Raw genomic sequence first — 19574 nt, forward strand, 5'->3', positions numbered from 1 at the left:
TTACGCGGGATCACCTGCATCAGTGCGAAACAACTTTCCGGAATCGCCCATGCATGAACAGCAACGTCTTGTTTGCAGGAGATACGCGACATGACGTTTCTGAATACATCGTTGCTGGCTGGCGCCGCCGCATTCGCAATTCCGCTCGTCATCCACATCCTGAACCGCAGCCGTTATCGAACCGTCGAATGGGGTGCGATGCACCTGCTGGAATCTGTGATCCGGGTGAACCACCGGCGGTTCCGAATGGATCAACTGATCCTGTTGCTGATTCGCTGTGCGATTCCGGCGCTGCTGGCGTTCTGCCTGGCCCGCCCCGTCCTTACCGGAAGTCGCGTTCTGGAGGGCAACCAGCCCGCTGGCATTGTCATTCTGCTTGACAACAGTTACTCGATGGATCGAAGTCGAGGGGTACAGACTCATTTCCAAATGGCAATCGATTCGGCCACGCAAATCATTTCGAATGCACCTCGAGGTTCCCAGTTCAGCGTAATCGCAATGGGTGGACGCCCAACTCCCTTATTCGACCAGCCGATCTTTGATCAGCAGGCAGCCATCAGTCGCCTGAAGCAGATGGACAGTGGATTTGGTGCGGCTGACGTCGCATCCTCCTTTGAAGTCGCATCGCAGGTCATCAGCCAAATGACCACAGCCCGGCGCGAACTGATTGTAATCAGTGACTTCCAGCAGAGTGACTGGAATGCCTACGCAACCGCTGGAAACCGGGGACTCCGGCAGTCTCTGGACAATGCTCCCATTCAGGTCGATCTTCACCTGATGCCGATTGGATTTGCGACCACGTTCAAGAAGCGAGATCAGCCATCTTCGGAACTTTCGTCTCAAAAAGCCCCGGCAAACATCTCCGTCGATGGAATTCAGATTGCCAGCCAGGCCATTGCCGTCGGACAAACAGTGCCCGTTCGAACAGCCATCCACAACCATGGCGATGAAACACAATCTGCAAGAATTATCCTTCGAATCGACGGAAAGCAGACATCCGTCACACAGACTTTTCTGGCCGCCGACAGCACATCACAAACACTGCTCACCTGTGAATTCGACACACCCGGTTCGCACGTTGTTGAAGTCGAAGCCATCTCAGACGACGACGTCTCCACAGATAACAAGCTGGCAGCCGCGATTACGGTCTGGGAAGATCTCAAAATTGTAATCGTTGATGGTGCGGTGAGCCGTGAACCGCTGAAGTCCGAATCAGACTATCTTTCCATTGCACTCACTCCTTTCACATTCGGGCGAGTGCAGTTGGCGGACCTCATTTCAACCCGAACCGTCACGCTTGAAAATCTGAACAAAGATGCGATCTCTGACGCTCGAGTCGTCATCCTCGCGAATGTATCTCGCCTGAAAGATCAGCAACTGGAGTTCATCACACAATTTGTCCGCCTCGGAGGCTCACTGCTGGTCACGGCTGGAAATCAGGTGGACTTGAATTGGTATCGGCAGAAATTCTATTCGTCAGGGCAGGGCCCACTTCCTTTGCCTTTTGGTGAACGACAGGGAACCGCAGCCTCGTCCGAGTCATCGCCGTCCTCCATTCGAAGGATTGCCCGCCAGCATTTCGATCATCCCGCACTGGACTTCTTCAATGAACCGTCAAATGGAGATCTTTCGGACGCAATCATTGAGCAATGGTACTCAATAGATATTACTTCTCCTGAAGACATCACTGTCGTGGCACGCCTGAACAATGGCGACCCGTTGCTTGTCGAAAAACCCTTCGGGCAGGGAACCGTTTTTCAATTCGCGACGACATGTGATACCGACTGGACAGACCTGCCGACAAGTTCCGTCTGGGTCCCGTTCGTCCAGCAGATTGCGGTGACGCTTGCCTCTCGCATATCGCCTCCCCGCAACATTGAAACGGGGCAGTCGGCCATCCTGATTCTCGATGAGGCTTCTGCTGATACGGCTCCGACGGCCACCGAAACAGATTCTTCGAGCGCCACGATGGTCAGTGTGAGTACTCCCAGCGGCTTGTCAGAATCTTTGTCGATTCAGACGAATCAAAATCATCGCGCGGTGGAGTTTAACGGAACCCGAAAGCCCGGCATCTACACAATGACCCTGCCATCCGGTGCCCCGGTGCATTTTGTCGCAACAACGTCACCCGTCGAATCCAGGCTGCAGACAATCTCGGCGGCGCAGCTCAATGATGTCGCCGAAGCACTGGATGCCAGACTTCCGGGGTCGGCCGCAGAATATCTGAAGCAGGACCAACTGCGTCGTAATGGTCAGGAGATCTGGAAATATGCCCTCGCCCTTCTGCTGGCATTCATGGCGTCAGAAACAATCCTTCAGCAGCGGTTTGCGAGGGCCATTCAATGACAACGCTCCGGTTCATCGGGGAACTGCCGTTATGGTTTGGACTGCTGCTGGCAATGTGCATCAGCACGGTTTCCTGGCTTTATTATCAGCGTGACTGCAAAGAACTTTCCCGCCGACTTCGATGGATACTTCCGTCTCTTCGGTCGATGGCGTTCTTTCTGGGAGTCATCGTACTAACGGGGCCGGTCCTGCATCACAAACAGATCACAGGAGAACCAGGCAAAGTCACCATTCTGATCGATCAGTCAGAGAGCATGTCGCTGCGGGACCGTCACATGTCGCTCAGCCGAAAGTTTCTGATAGCGGAACAACAGGGCTGGCTCAGCAGCGGAGTGGTTGATCACACCGTCCCGAAAATCATTCAGGGTCTCAACGATGCCGTTCAACAGGCAGGTAACCAGGTTCATTCGCTGCCGCCGGAAGCATCCGTGCTGCCGGAGAGCCTGCAGGACCAGAAATCCTCCCGGGAAAGGACGACAGCGATGGACCAGATTCGCCGGAACGCTGCGACCGCCCTGAACGAATTGCCAGTCGAACTGCGCGCATCGTTGACCGCTGAGTTGCTTGCCCGGGCCGAACGCCTTGTGAATTCGAATCCGGCACCCATCGCCGCAGATTCGCTCGACGGCCATCAGAAAGCACTCGAAGATGCCATCGAAACAGCCTATCAGCTTCAGACCGAGATCACCCGGCTGTTTGAAAACCAATTGACAACCCGGATCCAGTCCAGTGACCCTGCGTTAAAGTCCGCGATCGCAATGTTTGATGAATCGTCGCGGTGGGACCGTCTTATTCAACTCATCAACCGTGACAACGCGGATCTGCTGAAACAATTGAGTGCCGAGCATGAAGTACAGATCTTTGCAGTAACAAACTCAAAGGCCACCGATGGCCGAACAGGGAAAAGGCTTCTGCCATGGAATACAGTCGATGGCATCCAGCCTGGGCCGACGTCTGACAAGCTCGGCGACTTTTCGCCCGTCACAGATCTCGCTACACCACTCAGCCTGAAAGATACGTCCGCCACGGCGACTGATCCGGATGCACAGGCACCAGCCCGGGACAACACTCCGAAGTCGACCGTCATTCTGATGACGGATGGTCAGCACAATGCCGGACCGTCGGCAATCCGCGCGGCACAAATTCTGAAAACGGAAGGAAGCCATCTGTTCACTGTGGCAGTCGGCGCTGACCAGCCTGCAACCGATCTTGCTGTCACATCAGTGGAACATCCGGATTCCGTTTTCAGAACAGATGATGTTCATGGCACTCTCGTCTTAAAAGATCGCATGCCCGCAGGCCAGCCGATGGTCATTGAACTCACCCACGGCAACACAGTCGTCTGGCGTGAGGAATTGTTGTCGCAAAATCTATCGCAGCGACGCGTCGATTTTCAGTTCAATGCGAAACAGATTGCGGAGTCAGTCCAACAACAATCGGCATCAGATATCAATCAGCATGTCGTCCCGGTTGAACTGACCGCGAGAATTATTCCACAACGCGACGAAGCAGAAATTCGAAACAATGCCATCACCATGCGATTGGCGCTTGTGATGCAGAGCCAGCGAATCCTGATTCTGGATGGTCGTTCCCGGTGGGAAACACGCTACCTGCGAAACGTATTCGATCGCGATGAACAATGGTTTGTGAACACCGTCATTCCAGGAAATCCCGCGGAGGCGTCGACATTGCCCCGAGGGAAACAGCCCGGCCAGTTCCCTTTATCACGCGACGAACTGTTTGGATATGACGTCGTCGTCTTTGGCGATATCTCACCCGAGTTGTTTGAATCGGCGGAATTGAAATGGATTCGTGAATTCGTCGAATTGCGTGGAGGCGGAATTATCTTTATCGATGGGCAGCGCCAGTCACTTCGAAGACTCAGTGAAGCTGACCTCCAAAGCCTGCTGCCCATTGAGTGGACCGGGCTGGCAGATGTGACATCGATTCCCTCTGATTCAAAATGGCAGCTGAATCTCACCGAAGCCGGCTCAGAAGAATCCGCGTTCAGCCTTCAAACCGACGCACAGAACAACAGACAATTCTGGAGCGAATTGCCCGGACCTCACGTGATCAATCAGGTACTGGCACTACCGGGCAGCACGACGCTCGTTTCTGCCGTGACCGTCGGCAATTCAAATCCGGTTCCGGCGATCGTCACACGGCAGTTCGGAGCGGGTCGCGTCCTGTATCTGGCCTTCGATGAAACATGGCGGTGGCGTTACAAAGCCGCGGACACCTGGCACCAGAAAATATGGAACCAGCTTGCACGTATGGTGATGCCGCCCGTCTTTGCATCCAGTGATGAATACCTGTCGATCGATACAGGTGCCGTGAGCTATCAATCCGGTGCGCCGGTCGATATTCGGATTCGACTGAAAAATCCCGATGGTTCCCCCGCTACAGCGCTCGCCCCCGATGCGTTGCTATCCATCGGGAATCGGATCGTGTCAGAAGTCTCGCTCACAGAAGACACCCGTGTACCGGGTGTTTATCGCGGCCGGGCAACGGGACTGGCGGATGGCGATTATGAAGTGTCGGTCAGAGCATCCGGGTTCACACAAGCCGCCCTGAAAGCGCGAGGACGATTTACGGTACTGCCAGTTGTCTCGGGCGAAATGACCGAAACCTCCGCAAACGAATCTCTGCTGCACCAAATGGCATTCGTTTCAGGTGGTACGTTTCTTCGAGAAGAACAGCTCTCAGAACTTCCAGACCGGTTGAGACCATTCAGCCATGGGAAGATCATCGAATCAGAAACCGAAATCTGGCAAACCTATTGGTGGTTTTCAGCCATCATCGCACTACTGACTGCAGAATGGGCGTTACGCAAACGTGCGGGCCTTCTTTGACGCGACCCAGCCGCGCAAATCGCCGAATGGCTTGCGGAAGAACGCGACAGGATTTCCTGATCGTGGCCGCATTCTGACGATTCCAGCGACGGGACAGCGAGAATCCGTTAAGCGAATGCAGAGTTGCGAATACAGAGTTGCCAACGCCAGGGGTGAGCAGGGGAATTCATGTTCCCGTCTCCGGCTGATGTTGGCCGTTACTTTCGAGGTATCCTCAACGACTTGCCAACCTGCAGCTTATCCGGTGCGGAAATACGATCGCGGTTCGCTTCGAAGATCTCCTGAAACCGCGACTGCGAACCAAGAAACCGTTCAGCAATGTGAGACAGTGTGTCGCCGTATCGGACCGTGTACTCCTCGAAATCCCCTGCAGGCACTATTCCGACGTCTGCTGCTTTCGTCTGCTCGAGACCCGGAAACAGTTCCCCATCCGTCTCGGCAGTATCTGCGTTCTTGCTCGGAACCGTGTCTGAGTTCTTCAGCTGAGGCATGAGTGGCGGGAGCGGGCGATCTTTCAGGCCTTCCCCCATGGCGATGCGGACAGGCTCGCGAGCCGCTGGATCGGTATCAGCACTCTCGGAAGCTTCAATCGACAGCGGCTCTTCCAAACTGGCCGGCGCCGCAGAATCTGACTTCGCGATTTTCTCCGATATTCCCACGGGGAGCGGCACACCATCATTTCGTGAACTCAAATCTTCTACCAGATTCTGAAGAGTCCAGCGTGGAGAATCACCGGAAGAAATTGGAATGTCTTCGGCGGATTCATCGTTCAGGTACACGGAGACATCACGGGCACGCAACTGTTCATTCAGCTGCTTTTCTCGGCGCACGGTGGGCACCTCGTCCATCACAAGCGGCTCGTTCCGAAAGAACAAAGCTCCCACGATGCCGATCAGGAGTATCCCCATCGCAAACCCAATTTTTCGATCAGGATGCATGTCGACGCTTCTGGCGGATTGACTTCAAAAGTACAGACCGGCGATAACCGCCGATCTGTTGACACAACGTCGGTTTCGTCTCAACCCAGTGACCGCTTGAGGAAACTCACGATGGATTCGCCACCTCCCCAAAGATACGGTCCGGTTGTAGCGATCAGGAAACACCACGACCCGCCATTGATGCCGATCTGCCGAGTCCAATCGTTTTCCCGCGAGAATTCGTCACCATTTTCATTCAGGAAAAGTGAATTCCCACACCTCAGCGGTTCGATCCTCACTGCGTGACGTTGGAAGAGCGTCGCACAATAGTTTCCAGTGGATCAGGTCAATCCTGACCACGAAGCCAATGCCTCGAGGGGACGCATCACCAAACTCGGGATTCAGGAAACGAAGAAAGAACTCACCGGTACCCCGGTGAGTTTTTTTTGTTCACAGGCGGCTCTCAACATTGCGTCACGCACCATACTGGACGACGATTGCCGGACTTCGATAAGTTGCATCGCAAGTCTTTCCCCCAAAATTTCACCGGCATCGTGCCACAGTTCGTTCCATGCAGACAACCGTTTTCTGTATCGCAGGTCTCCTGATTGGCGGTATCCCTTTTGGGTACCTTGTGGGCCGTGTTGTGCTGAAAGACGACATTCGTCGGCACGGCAGTGGAAATATCGGCGCGACAAATGTTGGCCGCGTGCTGGGCTGGAAATGGGGAAGTCTGGTTCTGGTCCTTGATGCACTGAAAGGGCTGATTCCCACGCTCACAGCCCGCTTTATGGGAGACGACCTGGCTTTTTCCGGGGTAATCGATGATCTGCAGCAATCCGCATCCTCCCACAGACTCATCAATCTCGCTCTCGCAACAGGCGTGTGTGCGATCATCGGCCACATGTATCCGGTGTATCTGAAACTACGAGGTGGCAAGGGGGTTGCAACAGCGCTGGGGGTCGTGCTGGTCGTGGCTCCCTGGGCCAGTCTTGCCGGATTGTGCGCTTTTGCAATCGTCGTCGGAATGTCTCGAATCGTGGCCCTGGCGTCGATCTGCGCGGCGGCCGCTTTTGCAATCGCTCAACTCTGGATGATTGGCAGTTCCGCGTTTCGCCCGGACGCACTACCACTGACACTTTTTTCGATTGGGGTGCCCGGTCTGATCATCTGGCGGCATCGTTCAAACATCCTCCGGCTATTGCGCGGCGATGAAAAAGCGTTCAAGGCTGGTGGAACCCCGGGCCAGGCGGAAACAAGTCCCGAATGAGCGATCTCCTGATTCTGATTCCGACCGAGTATGAAGCGCAGACGCTTGTCCCAGCTCTGCCATCGTCGTGTCTCCCACCGAACACAATCACTGAAATCTGCGGATTCGGTCCCGTTGCCGCTGGCATCAGAACGGCTCAGTTGCTTGCCCGGCATGGGCCACGCCAATGTATTCTCGCAGGCATCGCCGGCCGATACTCGCCACACCTGGAGATCGGGGCTGCCTATAGCTTCAGTTCCAGCAGCCTGACCGGGATCGGCGCTGGTTCGGGGAGCGAGTTTCGTTCCGCGACAGAAATGGGCTGGAAGCAGTGGCAGGTATCTGCGGAAATCCCGAACGAAGACATGTTTGCCCTGTCGCAACCGAAAGGGATTGCTGAAGCGGGTCTTCTGCTCACCGTTTGTGCCGCTGCCGCAACGGCTGATGAAGTCCGACAACGCCTGAACTACTATCCCGAAGCCGTCGCAGAAGATATGGAAGGCTATGCAGTCGCCATGGCCTGCTATGCCGCGAATGTGACCGTCAGCATCGTCAGAGGAATCTCCAATCAGGCCGGAAACCGTGATCAAAGCCACTGGAAAACCAAAGAGGCCCTTGTGTCGGTGGCACAAGCGTTGGGCTCCTGCCTGCGACAGCCCATACCGGAGCCAACATCACCAGAGTAGCACGCTTCGCGAATGACATTTCTGAGAAATTCGCCCCCTGCAGTGGCTGTGCACCTGCACCGTTCAGATTCGGGACGACGCAGAGAATCTTCTCTCCCGGCTCCTGGCACCAGACTCCTGCCTGCTGCGTTGCTGAGTGCAATTCTCGCCGGAATCTCTCGGATTTTTAACATTTGAGGCGTCCGAGGTCAGAGAATCTGCCCCTAATCGCCCCGTGCCGCCTTCCGTCCAACGTGCAGAGGTGGGTACCATGCCGCGGCTTTCCGGCTCTTAATAGCTGCGGATTTCCAGTGCGGTCGACCATCGACGCTGCCGTGATGCTGTCTTGAATCGAATGAATCAGGTTCCTCGTGCCGGGCTCCCTGGGTGATTTTCCAAATGTCTACCGCTCTTGATCCCGCTACGGATGAAACCGTGTCATCAACTGAACGCCGCCCCGATATCCGCAACATCGCAATTATTGCCCACGTTGACCATGGCAAAACGTCGCTTGTTGACTGCCTGATCAAACAAAGCGGTGCCTTCCGCGACAACCAGAATGTCGGCACCTGCATTCTGGACAGCAACGATCAGGAACGGGAACGAGGCATTACGATTCTGGCCAAGAACATCGCGATGATGTACCAGGGTGTCAGAGTCAACATCATCGACACTCCCGGGCACGCAGACTTTGGAGGCGAAGTTGAACGCGTCCTGAAAATGGCAGACGGAGCTCTGCTGCTTGTCGACGCCTTCGAAGGGCCTCGACCGCAAACACGTTTCGTTCTGCAGAAAGCTCTGGAATGCGGTTTGTCGCTGATGGTGGTGATCAACAAGATCGACCGACCAAACTGCCGACCCGACGAAGTTCTGTCCCACACTTTCGACCTGCTGGTTGAACTTGGCGCTGACGACAAGACCCTTGATTTTCCATACATCTTCACCAGTGCCATCAACGGATACGCAACACACGATCCTACAACGCCCGGCGAAGATATCCGCCCGTTGCTGGACATGGTGCTGGAACGTATCCCCGGCCCGGTTGTGCGTCCGGCGGACCCTCTGCAGATGATGGTCACTTCGCTGGAATGGTCCAAGTACGTCGGTCGAATTGCGACCGGGCGCATTGCTGCCGGCAAGCTGAAGACCGGTCAGCAAATCGCTCTCATGCGTGCTGATGGCAAGAAGGAGATGGCGAAAGTCGATCAGGTCCAGTTGTTCAGCAACCTCGGACGTGTCGATGCCGAAGAAGCCCAGGCGGGCGATATCGTTGCTGTGGTTGGTCTGCCCGACCCGGAAATCGGTGACACAATCGCCGATCCGGCGAATCCCGTGGCACTACAGCGCATCGCGGTCGATGAACCCACCCTTTCGATGAAGTTTACCATCAACAGTTCACCACTCGCCGGCCAGCATGGCAAGTTTGTGACGAGTCGTAATCTGCGTGACCGACTCTTCCGCGAACTCCAGTCCAACGTGGCGCTGCGAGTTGAAGAAACGGGCGATAAAGATTCGTTCAAGGTTTCCGGTCGAGGCATCCTGCATCTTGCCGTACTGATCGAATCCATGCGACGAGAGGGTTACGAACTGTCTGTCGGTAAACCTGAAGTCATCATCAAGGAAATCGATGGCAAGAAGTGTGAACCATACGAACACCTGGTGGTCGATGTGCCGTCAACTGATGTTGGTCCCGTGATGGAACTGGTTGGTGCCCGCCGTGGACAAGCCACGGAAATGACAACATCCGACACCGGCATGACCCACCTGGAATTTGCCATTCCGGCACGTGGCCTGATTGGCATGCGAACTCGAATGCTGAATGCCACCAAAGGTGAAGCAATTATGCATCATCGATTCCAGGCCTATCGTCCGATGGAAGGTGACATCGCCACTCGACAAAATGGTGTGCTGATCTCGCAGGAATCCGGAAAATCAGTTGGCTACGCTCTTTGGAAACTTCAGGAACGTGCTGAATTGTTCATCGGGCCAGGCGAAGATGTGTACGAAGGCATGATCATCGGCGAAAACGCTCGCGACAATGACATGACTGTCAATCCGATTCGAGAAAAGAAGCTGACGAATATTCGCTCCTCGGGAGCTGACGACGCCATTCTGCTTCGTCCACCACGCGACATTACGCTGGAACTTGCCCTCGAATACATCGAAGCCGACGAGTACGTCGAAATCACGCCTAAGGTCATTCGCCTGCGAAAAGTGCACCTGACCGAAAACGAACGAAAGCGACTGAACCGGAACAAATAGTCCGCTTTCCATCAACCGTTTAAGCTGACGATCGACATTCATTCGATTGATGCAATTCTCCAACAGTCCAGTCGTGCAGGCATAGTTTGCACAACTGGACTGTTTGCACAATTAGACTGTTTGCATTCGTATATCACGTCGGACAACAGTACCGGATTTCAGACGCCACGATCAGTCGATTGCCAGCAAATGAAAGTCTGAGTCCGTTCTCGAATTGCGTTCCTCTGGTGGGTAGACTGTCGGAGAGTCGCAATACGAACTCTTGTTCGCAGGCTAAAACTGGTCCGGTACTTCGCCGGATTCGAACAACACGACGCAAAAAAGCCACAAAACGGGCAGATAATGACAGAATCAGGATATGACGATCGTGCGATCGATCAGGCAATTCTTCAGTCTCATCGCACGAAGAATTCAGTCACCAGTGCCTGTGCGATTGATTATGTGATCCATCGTCAGATTGTCACACAGCTCATTCGGAAGTCCGCTGAAACCACATCGGCGCCAGTTGAGTCGCGGACTTTGATGCTGCTCGGAGCCGGCAATTGTCTGGATGTCGATCTCAGGCTGCTGGGGCAAATGTTCACAGAGATCCATCTCGTAGATCTGGACGAGAATGCGGTCAACGCTGCTGCAGATCGCCACCCTCAATTGAAAGACAAGCTTCGAATTCACGCGCCTGTTGATATTGCATGGCCACTTTGTGACGCCGCGATGGTCCACGAAAAACCAGACTCTCAGGACACAGCATCCACGAAGAAACTCGCGTGGTTGCAGCAACTTCAGGAGACAGATGCGGTCCAGAGTCTCCCTAGGTGTGACGTCGTGGTCTCACTTTGCCTGTTCAGCCAGCTCGTTGATTCGCTCAGCCAAATACTTGGCCAGCGACACGAAGGCAAAGACGGAATCACCAGGACAAGTATTGCTGATCCGCAGGCACTGGAATTGGCGGTGCAGGCACTGCGAAAAGGGCACCTTTCCCGCATGAAGACTCTGTGCCATTCCGCGGGGCAGATTCTCTTTGTTACGGATGTCGTCTCCTCATCCACATTGCCCGAACTGTCAACAACTCAGCAGTCAGAGTTACCGAACGTGTTGAAGCAGGCGTTTGCAAAAGGCAACTTCTTCACGGGATGTCACCCGGACCGAACTTCCAGTGACTTTGCGGAAATCGTTTGCAACGGTGATCGCACTCGAATGCAAATAACAGCACCGTGGATCTGGATGATGGGCTCGCGTCACTTTGCCTGCTACGCTTTGACAGGCAATATGCCAGAATGATTCGCCGTCGGGCTTCACCGTCGGGAATCATCGTGTTCCCTCTGGCAGACAGCGCTGGCTGTGAGCCGCAATATGCATCGTTCAAACAGGGGCTCGTGTTGGACTGTGTCGTCCCCGGATTCAGCACTGGTTGCTGCACCAATTTGATCAGAATTAGTGGACGTCTGATTGCAGCTTTATGATTTCATCGGCCTTCTGCAGCAGATCGGCAGCCTGCATTCTTGCAACGTCAATAGGAAGGCCTTCTTTCACTCCCGGACGCTGATGCCCCACATGAGAAAGCCAGGCATTATGCAACAGTGCGCCGCGGTGATTCATCACGCTCATCAGTTCAGTGGAAGGTCTGGGCTTCGATTTTAGTCCCCAGGCGGCCAGAACAGAGTCCGCCAGAACCTGGTGCCCGTCCGCATTCGGGTGAATACCATCCGGTGACATCGTGTATTTCGGGTCCTGCTGTCGCCTCTGCGTCAACGCGTTCAAAAAAGGAGTATGCACATCGATCACCATCTCGACATTCAGGGGCTCCTCGACAATCCAGCGCGCATACTCCTCCAGCACCGAATCGTAGTCTTCATACATCGCGAAATAAGAATATTTTGCCTGGCCGTCGGGTCGTAGTTTTCCGGAATCTTCCAAAGGAACGGCATCAAACGGTGGAGGCGTAAGCAGCACGAGTTTTGCGCCGGCTGCGTGCACCTTTTCTATCAGACTTCTGACGCCAGCCTTGTAGGCATCAAAACGCGGCGTGGACAGCGGGTAATAAATCCCATCGTTCATACCGTAACAGGCAACGACGACATCCGGGGAAACCATTTCCAACGCACGTGCGAGTCGTTCGTGAACATTCGGACGCGGAAAAGGATGATCCGGCTCAGATAAACCACTGCATGTTTCGCTGCTCAAACCGATGTTGACGATTTCCGGCATCGGGTTGACATGCTGAAGACGCATCTGAGCCTCGATGCAATTCACAAAACCACCCGCATGAGTGATCGAATCGCCGAGGAACAGAATTCTTTTCGCCCGAAGGGGAAAGCTGACATCTTCGCCGCAGGCCTGACCGTGATTCAGGATCACTCCAGGACTAATTGAACATAGAAAAAGTAGCAGGGCTTTGAAGTGCCAACGGAAGAAATTCTGCTGCATGATCGGCCTTAAGAGAATTCGTACCGGTATGAATCCCGGCGGAAGTGATCAGACTGGAAGAAGGTCAGGACAAGATCCCGTGAACAACTTCTCCGGGCTGTCCTTCGAGAAGGCTTCCGATCCCCGTCGCACGAGCGATGCTGAGCTGCTCGTTCGACAGCCCGAACAGATGCATCAGAGTTGCGTGGTAATCGTAGTGATTCACAACATCTGTCACGGCCTTGTGCCCCAGTTCATCGGTCTCACCATGGATACAGCCGCCTTTGATTCCTCCTCCGGCCATCCACATACTGAATCCGTAGGTGTTATGATCTCGACCAATATTCTTCTCATTCTGGATCACCGGCAGTCGACCCATTTCGCCTCCCCAGTGCACGACAGTCGAGTCAAGCAAACCTCTCTGCTTGAGATCTTTAACTAAACCGGCTGAGGGCTTGTCTGTCTTCCTGCAAACCTTAGGAAGTGAATTTGCGATATTTCCGTGGTGATCCCAGGTTTGATTACCGGTATGGAGCTGCACGAATCGAACACCTCGCTCGACAAGCCTTCGTGCAATCAGGCACCTGCTTCCATAGTCTTTGGTGACGGGATCATCAATTCCATACATCGCATGGGTTGCCTTTGTCTCTTTCGTGATATCCATGGCTTCCGCAGCAGCAGACTGCATCCGTGCAGCCAGATCATAACTCTGGATGCGTGCTTCCAGATCAAGCTCCCCCGGATGTGCCTCCAGATGGCGTCGATTAACGGACTCCAGATAGGCAAGCATCTTGTTCTGCGGAACACCCGCAATCGCCGGAGGAGCATCGAGGTTGAGTATTCGTGGCTCCTGAGATCGCACCACCGTTCCCTGATAGATAGACGGAAGCCATCCGTTCTGCCAGTTTTCCACACCCAGGACAGGCAAACCCGTTGGATCGATCAGGACCATGAATGCAGGCAGATCCTGACATTCTGTTCCAAGTCCATATGACATCCAGGCGCCAAGTGAAGGACGACCTCGCAACTGGCGTCCGGTGTTCATCGCATTAATCGATTCGCCATGGTTATTGACCCCGGTGTGCATCGATCGAATCAAACAGATATCGTCGGCAACATCCCCCAGGTGCGGCACCAGTTCGCTCAGTTGCATTCCGCATTGCCCATAGGCCCGGAATCTCCAGGGGCTGCCAAACAATTTGCTGCTGGCTTCTCCTGCATTGTCGTACTTTATGTCGCCGGTAAACGTCTGCAGATGCCGCTTGCTGAGCTCCGGCTTGGGATCGAACATATCGATGTGGCTGGGCCCTCCCTGCATAAACATCGAAATCATAGCCGTCGCGCGAGGCGTAGAAGTCGTTGATTTTGGCCGCAGATCAAAGACGTGCGGCTGCAGATTTGGCTTGGGCGGCGCAGCCGCGGCCACTCGATTCTGCAGCCAGGCAGCGGCAAGACCACTCAATCCGAACAGCGATTGAGATATCCAGTGGCGTCTGGTGAAATGGGACATCGCATCTTGCCTCAGTGAATCAGTTTAGTCGACGTAAAGAAAGCCATTCGAACTCATCAGCGAATGACACAGATAAGCCAATGCCAGGCGATTTGTGTCCTGCGATCCTGCGTCCACAGGAGCAACAACCGATCCATCCCCGGTGACCAGATTCGCGTCTTCCGGGGATTGGAAGGATTGTACAAATGCAACAGCATCATCGACTTCCTGGTCAGATGGCGCATGACTGAAGAGCAACTGCCACGCAAGAACCACCTGAGCACGAAGATCAGCGGGCGTTTCCGTGATCAGTCGTTCTGCCATTGCCTGCGACGACTGAACCACGAACGGGTTATTCATCATCATCAGCGCCTGTGAAGGCCCGGTGGATGAAGGTCTCAGCTCACAGTTTGGTGTAACGATGGGCAGATCGAATGGCTCCAGAACCCCAAGCGGCATCGAGCGGCGTTGCTGGACGTAGATGCTGCGTCGGAATTCATCTTCGCCAAGTGAACTCTTCTTGCCAGAAGGACGACCGGCAGAGTCTCGATTGTCGTTCATCAGGACGATCTGTCCGATTTCATCGGGACTCACCGGAATGGGAGGGCCATACATCTTGTCCGATCGCAGTCCGCTGACACTCAGAAGTGCATCACGAACGATTTCAGATTCCAGCCGACGGACAGACATTCGACCGATCAGACGATTCTCAGGATCCACAGCATCCAGCTCCGGCCGATGCACTGAGGACTGCTGCCAGGCGGCTGAATTCAGGACAAGACGATGGAAATGTTTCAGACTCCAGCCCTGCGTCATGAAGTCGGCGGCCAGCCAGTCCAGTAATTCCGCGTGCGACGGCGGTTCACCCTTGATTCCAAAATCTGACGGAGTCCCGACGATCCCTCGGCCAAAATGGTGAAGCCAGAATCGATTCACAAGAACGCGGGCGACCAGAGGATGTTGTCCACTGGTCAGATGACGCGCGTAGGCTAATCGACGACCTGTCGTTTCAAGAGACTCATCATTCACCGGAATCTGCGTTTCGCCTGAACAAAGGATGGTCAGCTCTGCAGGAACAACCTCTTCTCTCGGCTGCTGATGATCTCCCCGACTGAAAATGGTGGTGACAGGAACCTTGCCGGCAACTTCCGTCAGGCACATGACGAGATCTTCGGCAGGTCGCTTCTTTTGAACTTCAGCGGTTAAGTCATCCCATTTCTTTTTGTGCCCATTCAGGCGATCTTTGAGATACAGATACACGGTACCGCGGTTCACATTCAGAAATGGATACTGCTTGATCAGGTTCTTATGCTGGTCGGTCCTCTTGTCGGCGGCTGTTTCCCGTGCTTCGCGGGCAACCGATTGAAGTTCTGCCGGCACTTTTTGAAGCTCACGTTCAAACGTGTCCGCAACAATCTGATCCAGCTCTTCTGTTCTTTTCGCCGCAACGTCTTTCAGTTCTTTGTCGACTTCATCGGCTGCAGCACGTGTCTCTGCTGACCACATTGAAACCAACCTTGCATTGGGAGATCGCCAGTTCTTCCAGTCATAGGCGGGTTCAAAGATGGCTCGCAGGCGATAGTAATCTGCCTGCGTAATTGGATCGTATCGATGTTCGTGACACTGTGCACAACCAACAGAAAGCCCAAGCAATGATGTCGACACGACCTTGATCGTCTCTGCCATGACATCATTACGAGCCACGTTCTGATCGACACTGCCATCTGCCGTTCCATCAGGAATCATGCGAAGAAAACCGGTGGCGGTCAGACAGGCGGCCTGATCCGGAGCCAGATCTTTGTAGGGTGGCGTCAACAATTCGTCCCCCGCCAGCTGCTCTACAATAAACTGATCCCACGGCTTATCTGCATTCAACGACTGAATGACATAGTCCCGATACTTGAATGCCCACTTCCTTTCCGGGTCCTTCTCCGTATATCCATCGCTGTCAGCATAACCAGCGACGTCCAGCCAGTGTCGCCCCCAGCGTTCGCCGTAATGCTCAGAAGCCAGCAGCCGATCAACAACTTCAGCCCAAGCATCCGGCGATTCCGAATTCACAAACTGAGCAACAACTTGCGGGGAGGGTGGCAGACCAATCAAGTCGAAGTACGCGCGGCGGATCAGAGTGGCTTTGTCAGCTGGCTCACTGAAACTCAACCCATGCGACTCCAGCTTTGCCAACAGGAACGCATCGATCGGATTACGTACCAGGTGCGAACCAGTGACATCAGGAACATTCGGCTGCGCAATCGGTTGAAATGACCAGTGGTTTCTTTCTTCTTCCAGCAGCAATGCCCCCGGTGATATCTGCTCCGGTTCTGATCGAGAAGTCTTAGCCCCGGCATCGATCCATCGAACAATCACAGCAAGCTCTTCCGGCGACACCTTTGCCTTGGAAGGCGGCATGTCCCCGGACGCAATCCGATCGTAAAGCAAACTGGAAGCGTGATCGCCCGCAACAATTGCAGGACCAGAATCCCCTCCCGACATCATCAGACGCACGAGCCGGGTATCGAGGCTGCCCTTCAACTCTGCTTCTTCACCATGGCAATGCCAGCAGTGCTCTTTCAAAATTGGACGCACTTCCGTTTCGAACACCGGCGTCGGCTCCTGCGCTTCAGCATTGCCTGAAGCAGGCACCAGGGTCACCAGAAAACAAGCGAAAGAACGAAACGCGACGTGCAGCAAAGCTGAGTATCGATAGAGCGGCATGGTTTGGACCATTTTGCGCTAGCGGCATTAAGATTGAGGCGGGACAATTCAGACCAGTGCCAGACAATCATTCACATCGTTCAGTTCCTGAACGATCGTCGAGTCAATTGAGCAGGCTTCAGGCTGAAGTGGAGGCAAGGGGATCCCTTGATTCAGGTGGGAGCGGCGCTCGCCGCTGACCATACTTTAGCCGATGTTCTGGGTTCAGCAACGACCAAAACCCGGATCAGCCCGACTCGAACCAGTTAATTTGCAATTATCGAAATCTCCTCAAAAAGCTGACTTGTGCCGAAATTCGCCAGACCTGCGTAATCGGCACACACACACCGTGAATGCCCTGTGGCCCGGCCCTCTGCTTCAACTGCGTTGTGACCAGGCGCAGGAATCGTCACAATGACGCTGATGGCGGGAGGCGCCTTCACATGGGATGATTGAACCTCAGGATATCCAGCGAAATGCTTCTCACCATCCGGGCTTAATGTGCGTAGATCTATAAACCGGAACATTGCTGCACCCTCGCGGGCTTTCCTTCTCAGGGATGATGCTCCGGATATGCAGATCCAGTTGTCAATGATGCTTTTTTTTCTGACGTGAATTCCGACCAACAATGTCAAGCGGGTTTCTGCAGGAGCGTGTGACAGGAAGTCCAGCCGCTCCTGTTGTATCCCCGGTCCGAACGGGACCACCGAACCGTAGACACCCAGTTTGTTACCCAATGAGTTAAGCACCACTGGACATGGCAGAACGCAGAATTGGCCCATTTCTGATCGAAAAGCAGCTCGGCGCGGGAGGCATGGGAATCGTCTACCTCGCAACATACGAGCCGGCGGGCAAAAAGGTTGCACTCAAGGTACTGACGCCAGCGCTGTCTTCTGACGCCAAACTGCTCAAAAGATTTGAACGCGAAATTGACATTCTGAAGAAGATGAGTCACCCGAACATCGTCAAGTACTACGGCGGGGGTACCAAAGACGGCCAGCGATACTATGCAATGGAATTTGTCGACGGAGGTTCACTCCAGGACGTCCTGAAGAAACGCGGACGGCTCAATGTCGAGCAAACGATTCAGGTCGGTCGACAACTCTGTGCAGCACTCGAACACGCTCACAACGCGGGGATTATCCATCGCGATCTGAAGCCGGCAAATCTGTTCATCAGTCGCAAGGGAAGACTCAAGCTGGGAGACTTTGGCATCGCCCGTGATACCGAAGCCACCGCACTCACTGCCGCAGGTAAAACGGTTGGCACGTATGCCTACATGGCTCCCGAACAGATTCACGGTAACGCCCCCATATCAAGAAAAACCGACCTGTACGCAACCGGCTGCCTTCTCTACGAAATCCTGACTGGGGAGACTCCGTTTCTGGCAGACAATCCGGCAGAAATGCTGATCCAACATCTGAATGACGACCCGCACAACGTACGAGAGTTCAATAAAGACTGCCCCATCTGGCTGGACGAACTCATCGATCGAATGCTGTCGAAGAACCCGGACGAACGACCGTACGATGCACTCGCTGTGCATACGGAACTCAGCGAGATGCTGCGCAAGTTGACGCATTCAGAGGCCGTTGCTTCGACCATGCCACGGTCTTTCATGGCGAGCGATATGCAGGACAACATCGACACGGTGATCGTCGGTCAATCAACGATCGCCGCAGCGACCGAATCTGCCACCGACAAACCCAGGAAGAAGAAAAAGAAGAAGCGTGATCAGAGTCCATTTTACGAGAGAACCTGGTTTCTGCTCACGTGCCTCGGGCTGTTGATTGGCGGCGCCGTCTGGTTTTCTCTGCCACCAGGCGAAGAGACGCTTTACGAACTGTGCAGGCAGACCTGGCAAAGCAACGAAACAATGGTCCGCCGGGACGGCCGTCAGAATCACATGCTTTCCTATCTGGAACGATTTCCTGAAGGCACCCATGCTTCCGAAATTCAACAGTGGGCGAACGAGATCGCCGCAGACACCTACGAACAAAAAAGGAATCCGCAAAAGGAACACGATTTTGAAATCGCCTACTGGGAAGCAAGGGAGAAAGAAGACGAAATCACAGATTCAAAGAAGGGAAATCTGCTCGAACCCCTGCTGATGTATCACGCCGTCGTGAAAGCGACGGAGAACAATTCGGACGCCATCATCGTAAATATCGCGGCCAACCGGCGAGTCGCACAACTTCGCGAGCAACTACTCGACTCCCCCGATCGCACGGCAACGATTCGACAGTATTTGCTTCACGCAGAATTGATGCAGAAAGAAGGCAATCCCAGCGCAGCGGCTTTCATATGGTTTCATTTTCGTGAGGTCTTCTATGGCGTTCGGGAAGTTGAAGAGTTTTATCTTTACGCCCGAGATCGCAGCCACGGGAAAACCAGCGAAGTGCCAAACCCGCCCGCCCCGCCTTCTAACCTGAAGGACATCCCGCTCTCTTCCGGCAATGATCCCGAAGAATCATCCGGGAACCAGGACATTCGGTAGCAATCAGACTTTCCGCACGCTCAGCGAAAGGCCCCGTTCCGGCAAGCCCGGTTTTCCCAAACCGAACCATTGAGATAAAACGCCTGTCTCCCTTTGGTACATCACTTGAGATTCACTCCAAAATCGATAACATTCCGCTCCGGAGCGTCTCGGCAAATGCCGAAACTCCAAACGGAATGTCTCTCTTCGGGAGACTTCCT

General features: G+C 54.2%; 11 protein-coding genes. 7 read left to right on the plus strand and 4 right to left on the minus strand.

Going from position 1 to position 19574, the window contains the following annotated elements:
- Positions 1 to 90: 90 nt before the first annotated feature.
- Both R3C20_12540 and R3C20_12545 read left to right on the plus strand, forming a co-directional pair.
- Complete coding sequence (locus R3C20_12540) at positions 91 to 2346, plus strand: BatA domain-containing protein (protein MEZ6041328.1); 2256 nt, start codon at positions 91 to 93, stop codon at positions 2344 to 2346.
- Positions 2343 to 5198: a VWA domain-containing protein gene (locus R3C20_12545; GenBank protein ID MEZ6041329.1), complete on the plus strand. Its 2856-nt coding sequence runs from the start codon at positions 2343 to 2345 to the stop codon at positions 5196 to 5198. Before R3C20_12540 ends, R3C20_12545 begins: the two co-directional genes overlap by 4 nt.
- A gap of 197 nt (positions 5199 to 5395) precedes the next feature.
- Here the strand turns inward: R3C20_12545 and R3C20_12550 are convergent, their stop codons facing one another.
- Complete coding sequence (locus R3C20_12550) at positions 5396 to 6136, minus strand: LysM peptidoglycan-binding domain-containing protein (GenBank protein ID MEZ6041330.1); 741 nt, start codon at positions 6134 to 6136, stop codon at positions 5396 to 5398.
- 550 nt (positions 6137 to 6686) lie between these two features.
- Here R3C20_12550 and plsY point away from each other — a divergent pair.
- The 4 genes from plsY to R3C20_12570 all read left to right on the plus strand — a co-directional run bounded on the left by plsY (position 6687) and on the right by R3C20_12570 (position 11569).
- Entirely contained in the window at positions 6687 to 7385 is a 699-nt protein-coding gene (gene plsY, locus R3C20_12555) for a glycerol-3-phosphate 1-O-acyltransferase PlsY (protein MEZ6041331.1), read from the plus strand.
- Entirely contained in the window at positions 7382 to 8050 is a 669-nt protein-coding gene (gene mqnB, locus R3C20_12560; GenBank protein MEZ6041332.1) for a futalosine hydrolase, read from the plus strand. The genes plsY and mqnB overlap by 4 nt, the downstream gene beginning before the upstream one ends.
- Before the next feature lie 378 nt (positions 8051 to 8428).
- Positions 8429 to 10291 (plus strand): translational GTPase TypA, encoded by a 1863-nt coding sequence (typA, locus tag R3C20_12565; GenBank protein MEZ6041333.1) that lies wholly within the window; start codon positions 8429 to 8431, stop codon positions 10289 to 10291.
- A 342-nt stretch (positions 10292 to 10633) separates the two neighbouring features.
- A complete protein-coding gene (locus tag R3C20_12570) occupies positions 10634 to 11569 on the plus strand; it encodes a hypothetical protein (protein ID MEZ6041334.1) in 936 nt (311 codons plus the stop codon).
- A 153-nt stretch (positions 11570 to 11722) separates the two neighbouring features.
- Here R3C20_12570 and R3C20_12575 read toward each other — a convergent pair whose 3' ends face one another.
- From R3C20_12575 to R3C20_12585, 3 genes are all read right to left on the minus strand, one after another.
- Positions 11723 to 12646: an SGNH/GDSL hydrolase family protein gene (locus tag R3C20_12575; GenBank protein ID MEZ6041335.1), complete on the minus strand. Its 924-nt coding sequence runs from the start codon at positions 12644 to 12646 to the stop codon at positions 11723 to 11725.
- 133 nt (positions 12647 to 12779) lie between these two features.
- A complete protein-coding gene (locus tag R3C20_12580) occupies positions 12780 to 14204 on the minus strand; it encodes a DUF1501 domain-containing protein (GenBank protein MEZ6041336.1) in 1425 nt (474 codons plus the stop codon).
- Between the two features lie 24 nt (positions 14205 to 14228).
- Entirely contained in the window at positions 14229 to 16898 is a 2670-nt protein-coding gene (locus R3C20_12585) for a PSD1 and planctomycete cytochrome C domain-containing protein (protein MEZ6041337.1), read from the minus strand.
- A 736-nt stretch (positions 16899 to 17634) separates the two neighbouring features.
- Between R3C20_12585 and R3C20_12590 the strand changes: the two genes are divergently transcribed.
- Positions 17635 to 19374, plus strand: coding sequence for a serine/threonine-protein kinase (locus R3C20_12590; protein ID MEZ6041338.1), 1740 nt, complete (start codon positions 17635 to 17637; stop codon positions 19372 to 19374).
- The last annotated feature ends 200 nt before the right edge of the window (positions 19375 to 19574 follow it).

The sequence above is a fragment of the Planctomycetaceae bacterium genome (assembly GCA_041398825.1).
GTDB lineage: Bacteria > Planctomycetota > Planctomycetia > Planctomycetales > Planctomycetaceae > F1-80-MAGs062.

What these genes read in the sequence shown, in the direction of transcription:
- R3C20_12540 (MEZ6041328.1), top strand. Translation starts at nt 91, where the DNA reads ATGACGTTTCTGAATACATCGTTGCTGGCTGGCGCCGCCGCATTCGCA.
- R3C20_12570 (MEZ6041334.1), top strand. Translation starts at nt 10,634, where the DNA reads ATGACAGAATCAGGATATGACGATCGTGCGATCGATCAGGCAATTCTT.
- R3C20_12545 (MEZ6041329.1), top strand. Translation starts at nt 2,343, where the DNA reads ATGACAACGCTCCGGTTCATCGGGGAACTGCCGTTATGGTTTGGACTG.
- R3C20_12590 (MEZ6041338.1), top strand. Translation starts at nt 17,635, where the DNA reads ATGGCAGAACGCAGAATTGGCCCATTTCTGATCGAAAAGCAGCTCGGC.
- plsY (MEZ6041331.1), top strand. Translation starts at nt 6,687, where the DNA reads ATGCAGACAACCGTTTTCTGTATCGCAGGTCTCCTGATTGGCGGTATC.
- R3C20_12585 (MEZ6041337.1), bottom strand. Translation starts at nt 16,898, where the DNA reads ATGCCGCTCTATCGATACTCAGCTTTGCTGCACGTCGCGTTTCGTTCT.
- R3C20_12580 (MEZ6041336.1), bottom strand. Translation starts at nt 14,204, where the DNA reads ATGTCCCATTTCACCAGACGCCACTGGATATCTCAATCGCTGTTCGGA.
- mqnB (MEZ6041332.1), top strand. Translation starts at nt 7,382, where the DNA reads ATGAGCGATCTCCTGATTCTGATTCCGACCGAGTATGAAGCGCAGACG.
- typA (MEZ6041333.1), top strand. Translation starts at nt 8,429, where the DNA reads ATGTCTACCGCTCTTGATCCCGCTACGGATGAAACCGTGTCATCAACT.
- R3C20_12550 (MEZ6041330.1), bottom strand. Translation starts at nt 6,136, where the DNA reads ATGCATCCTGATCGAAAAATTGGGTTTGCGATGGGGATACTCCTGATC.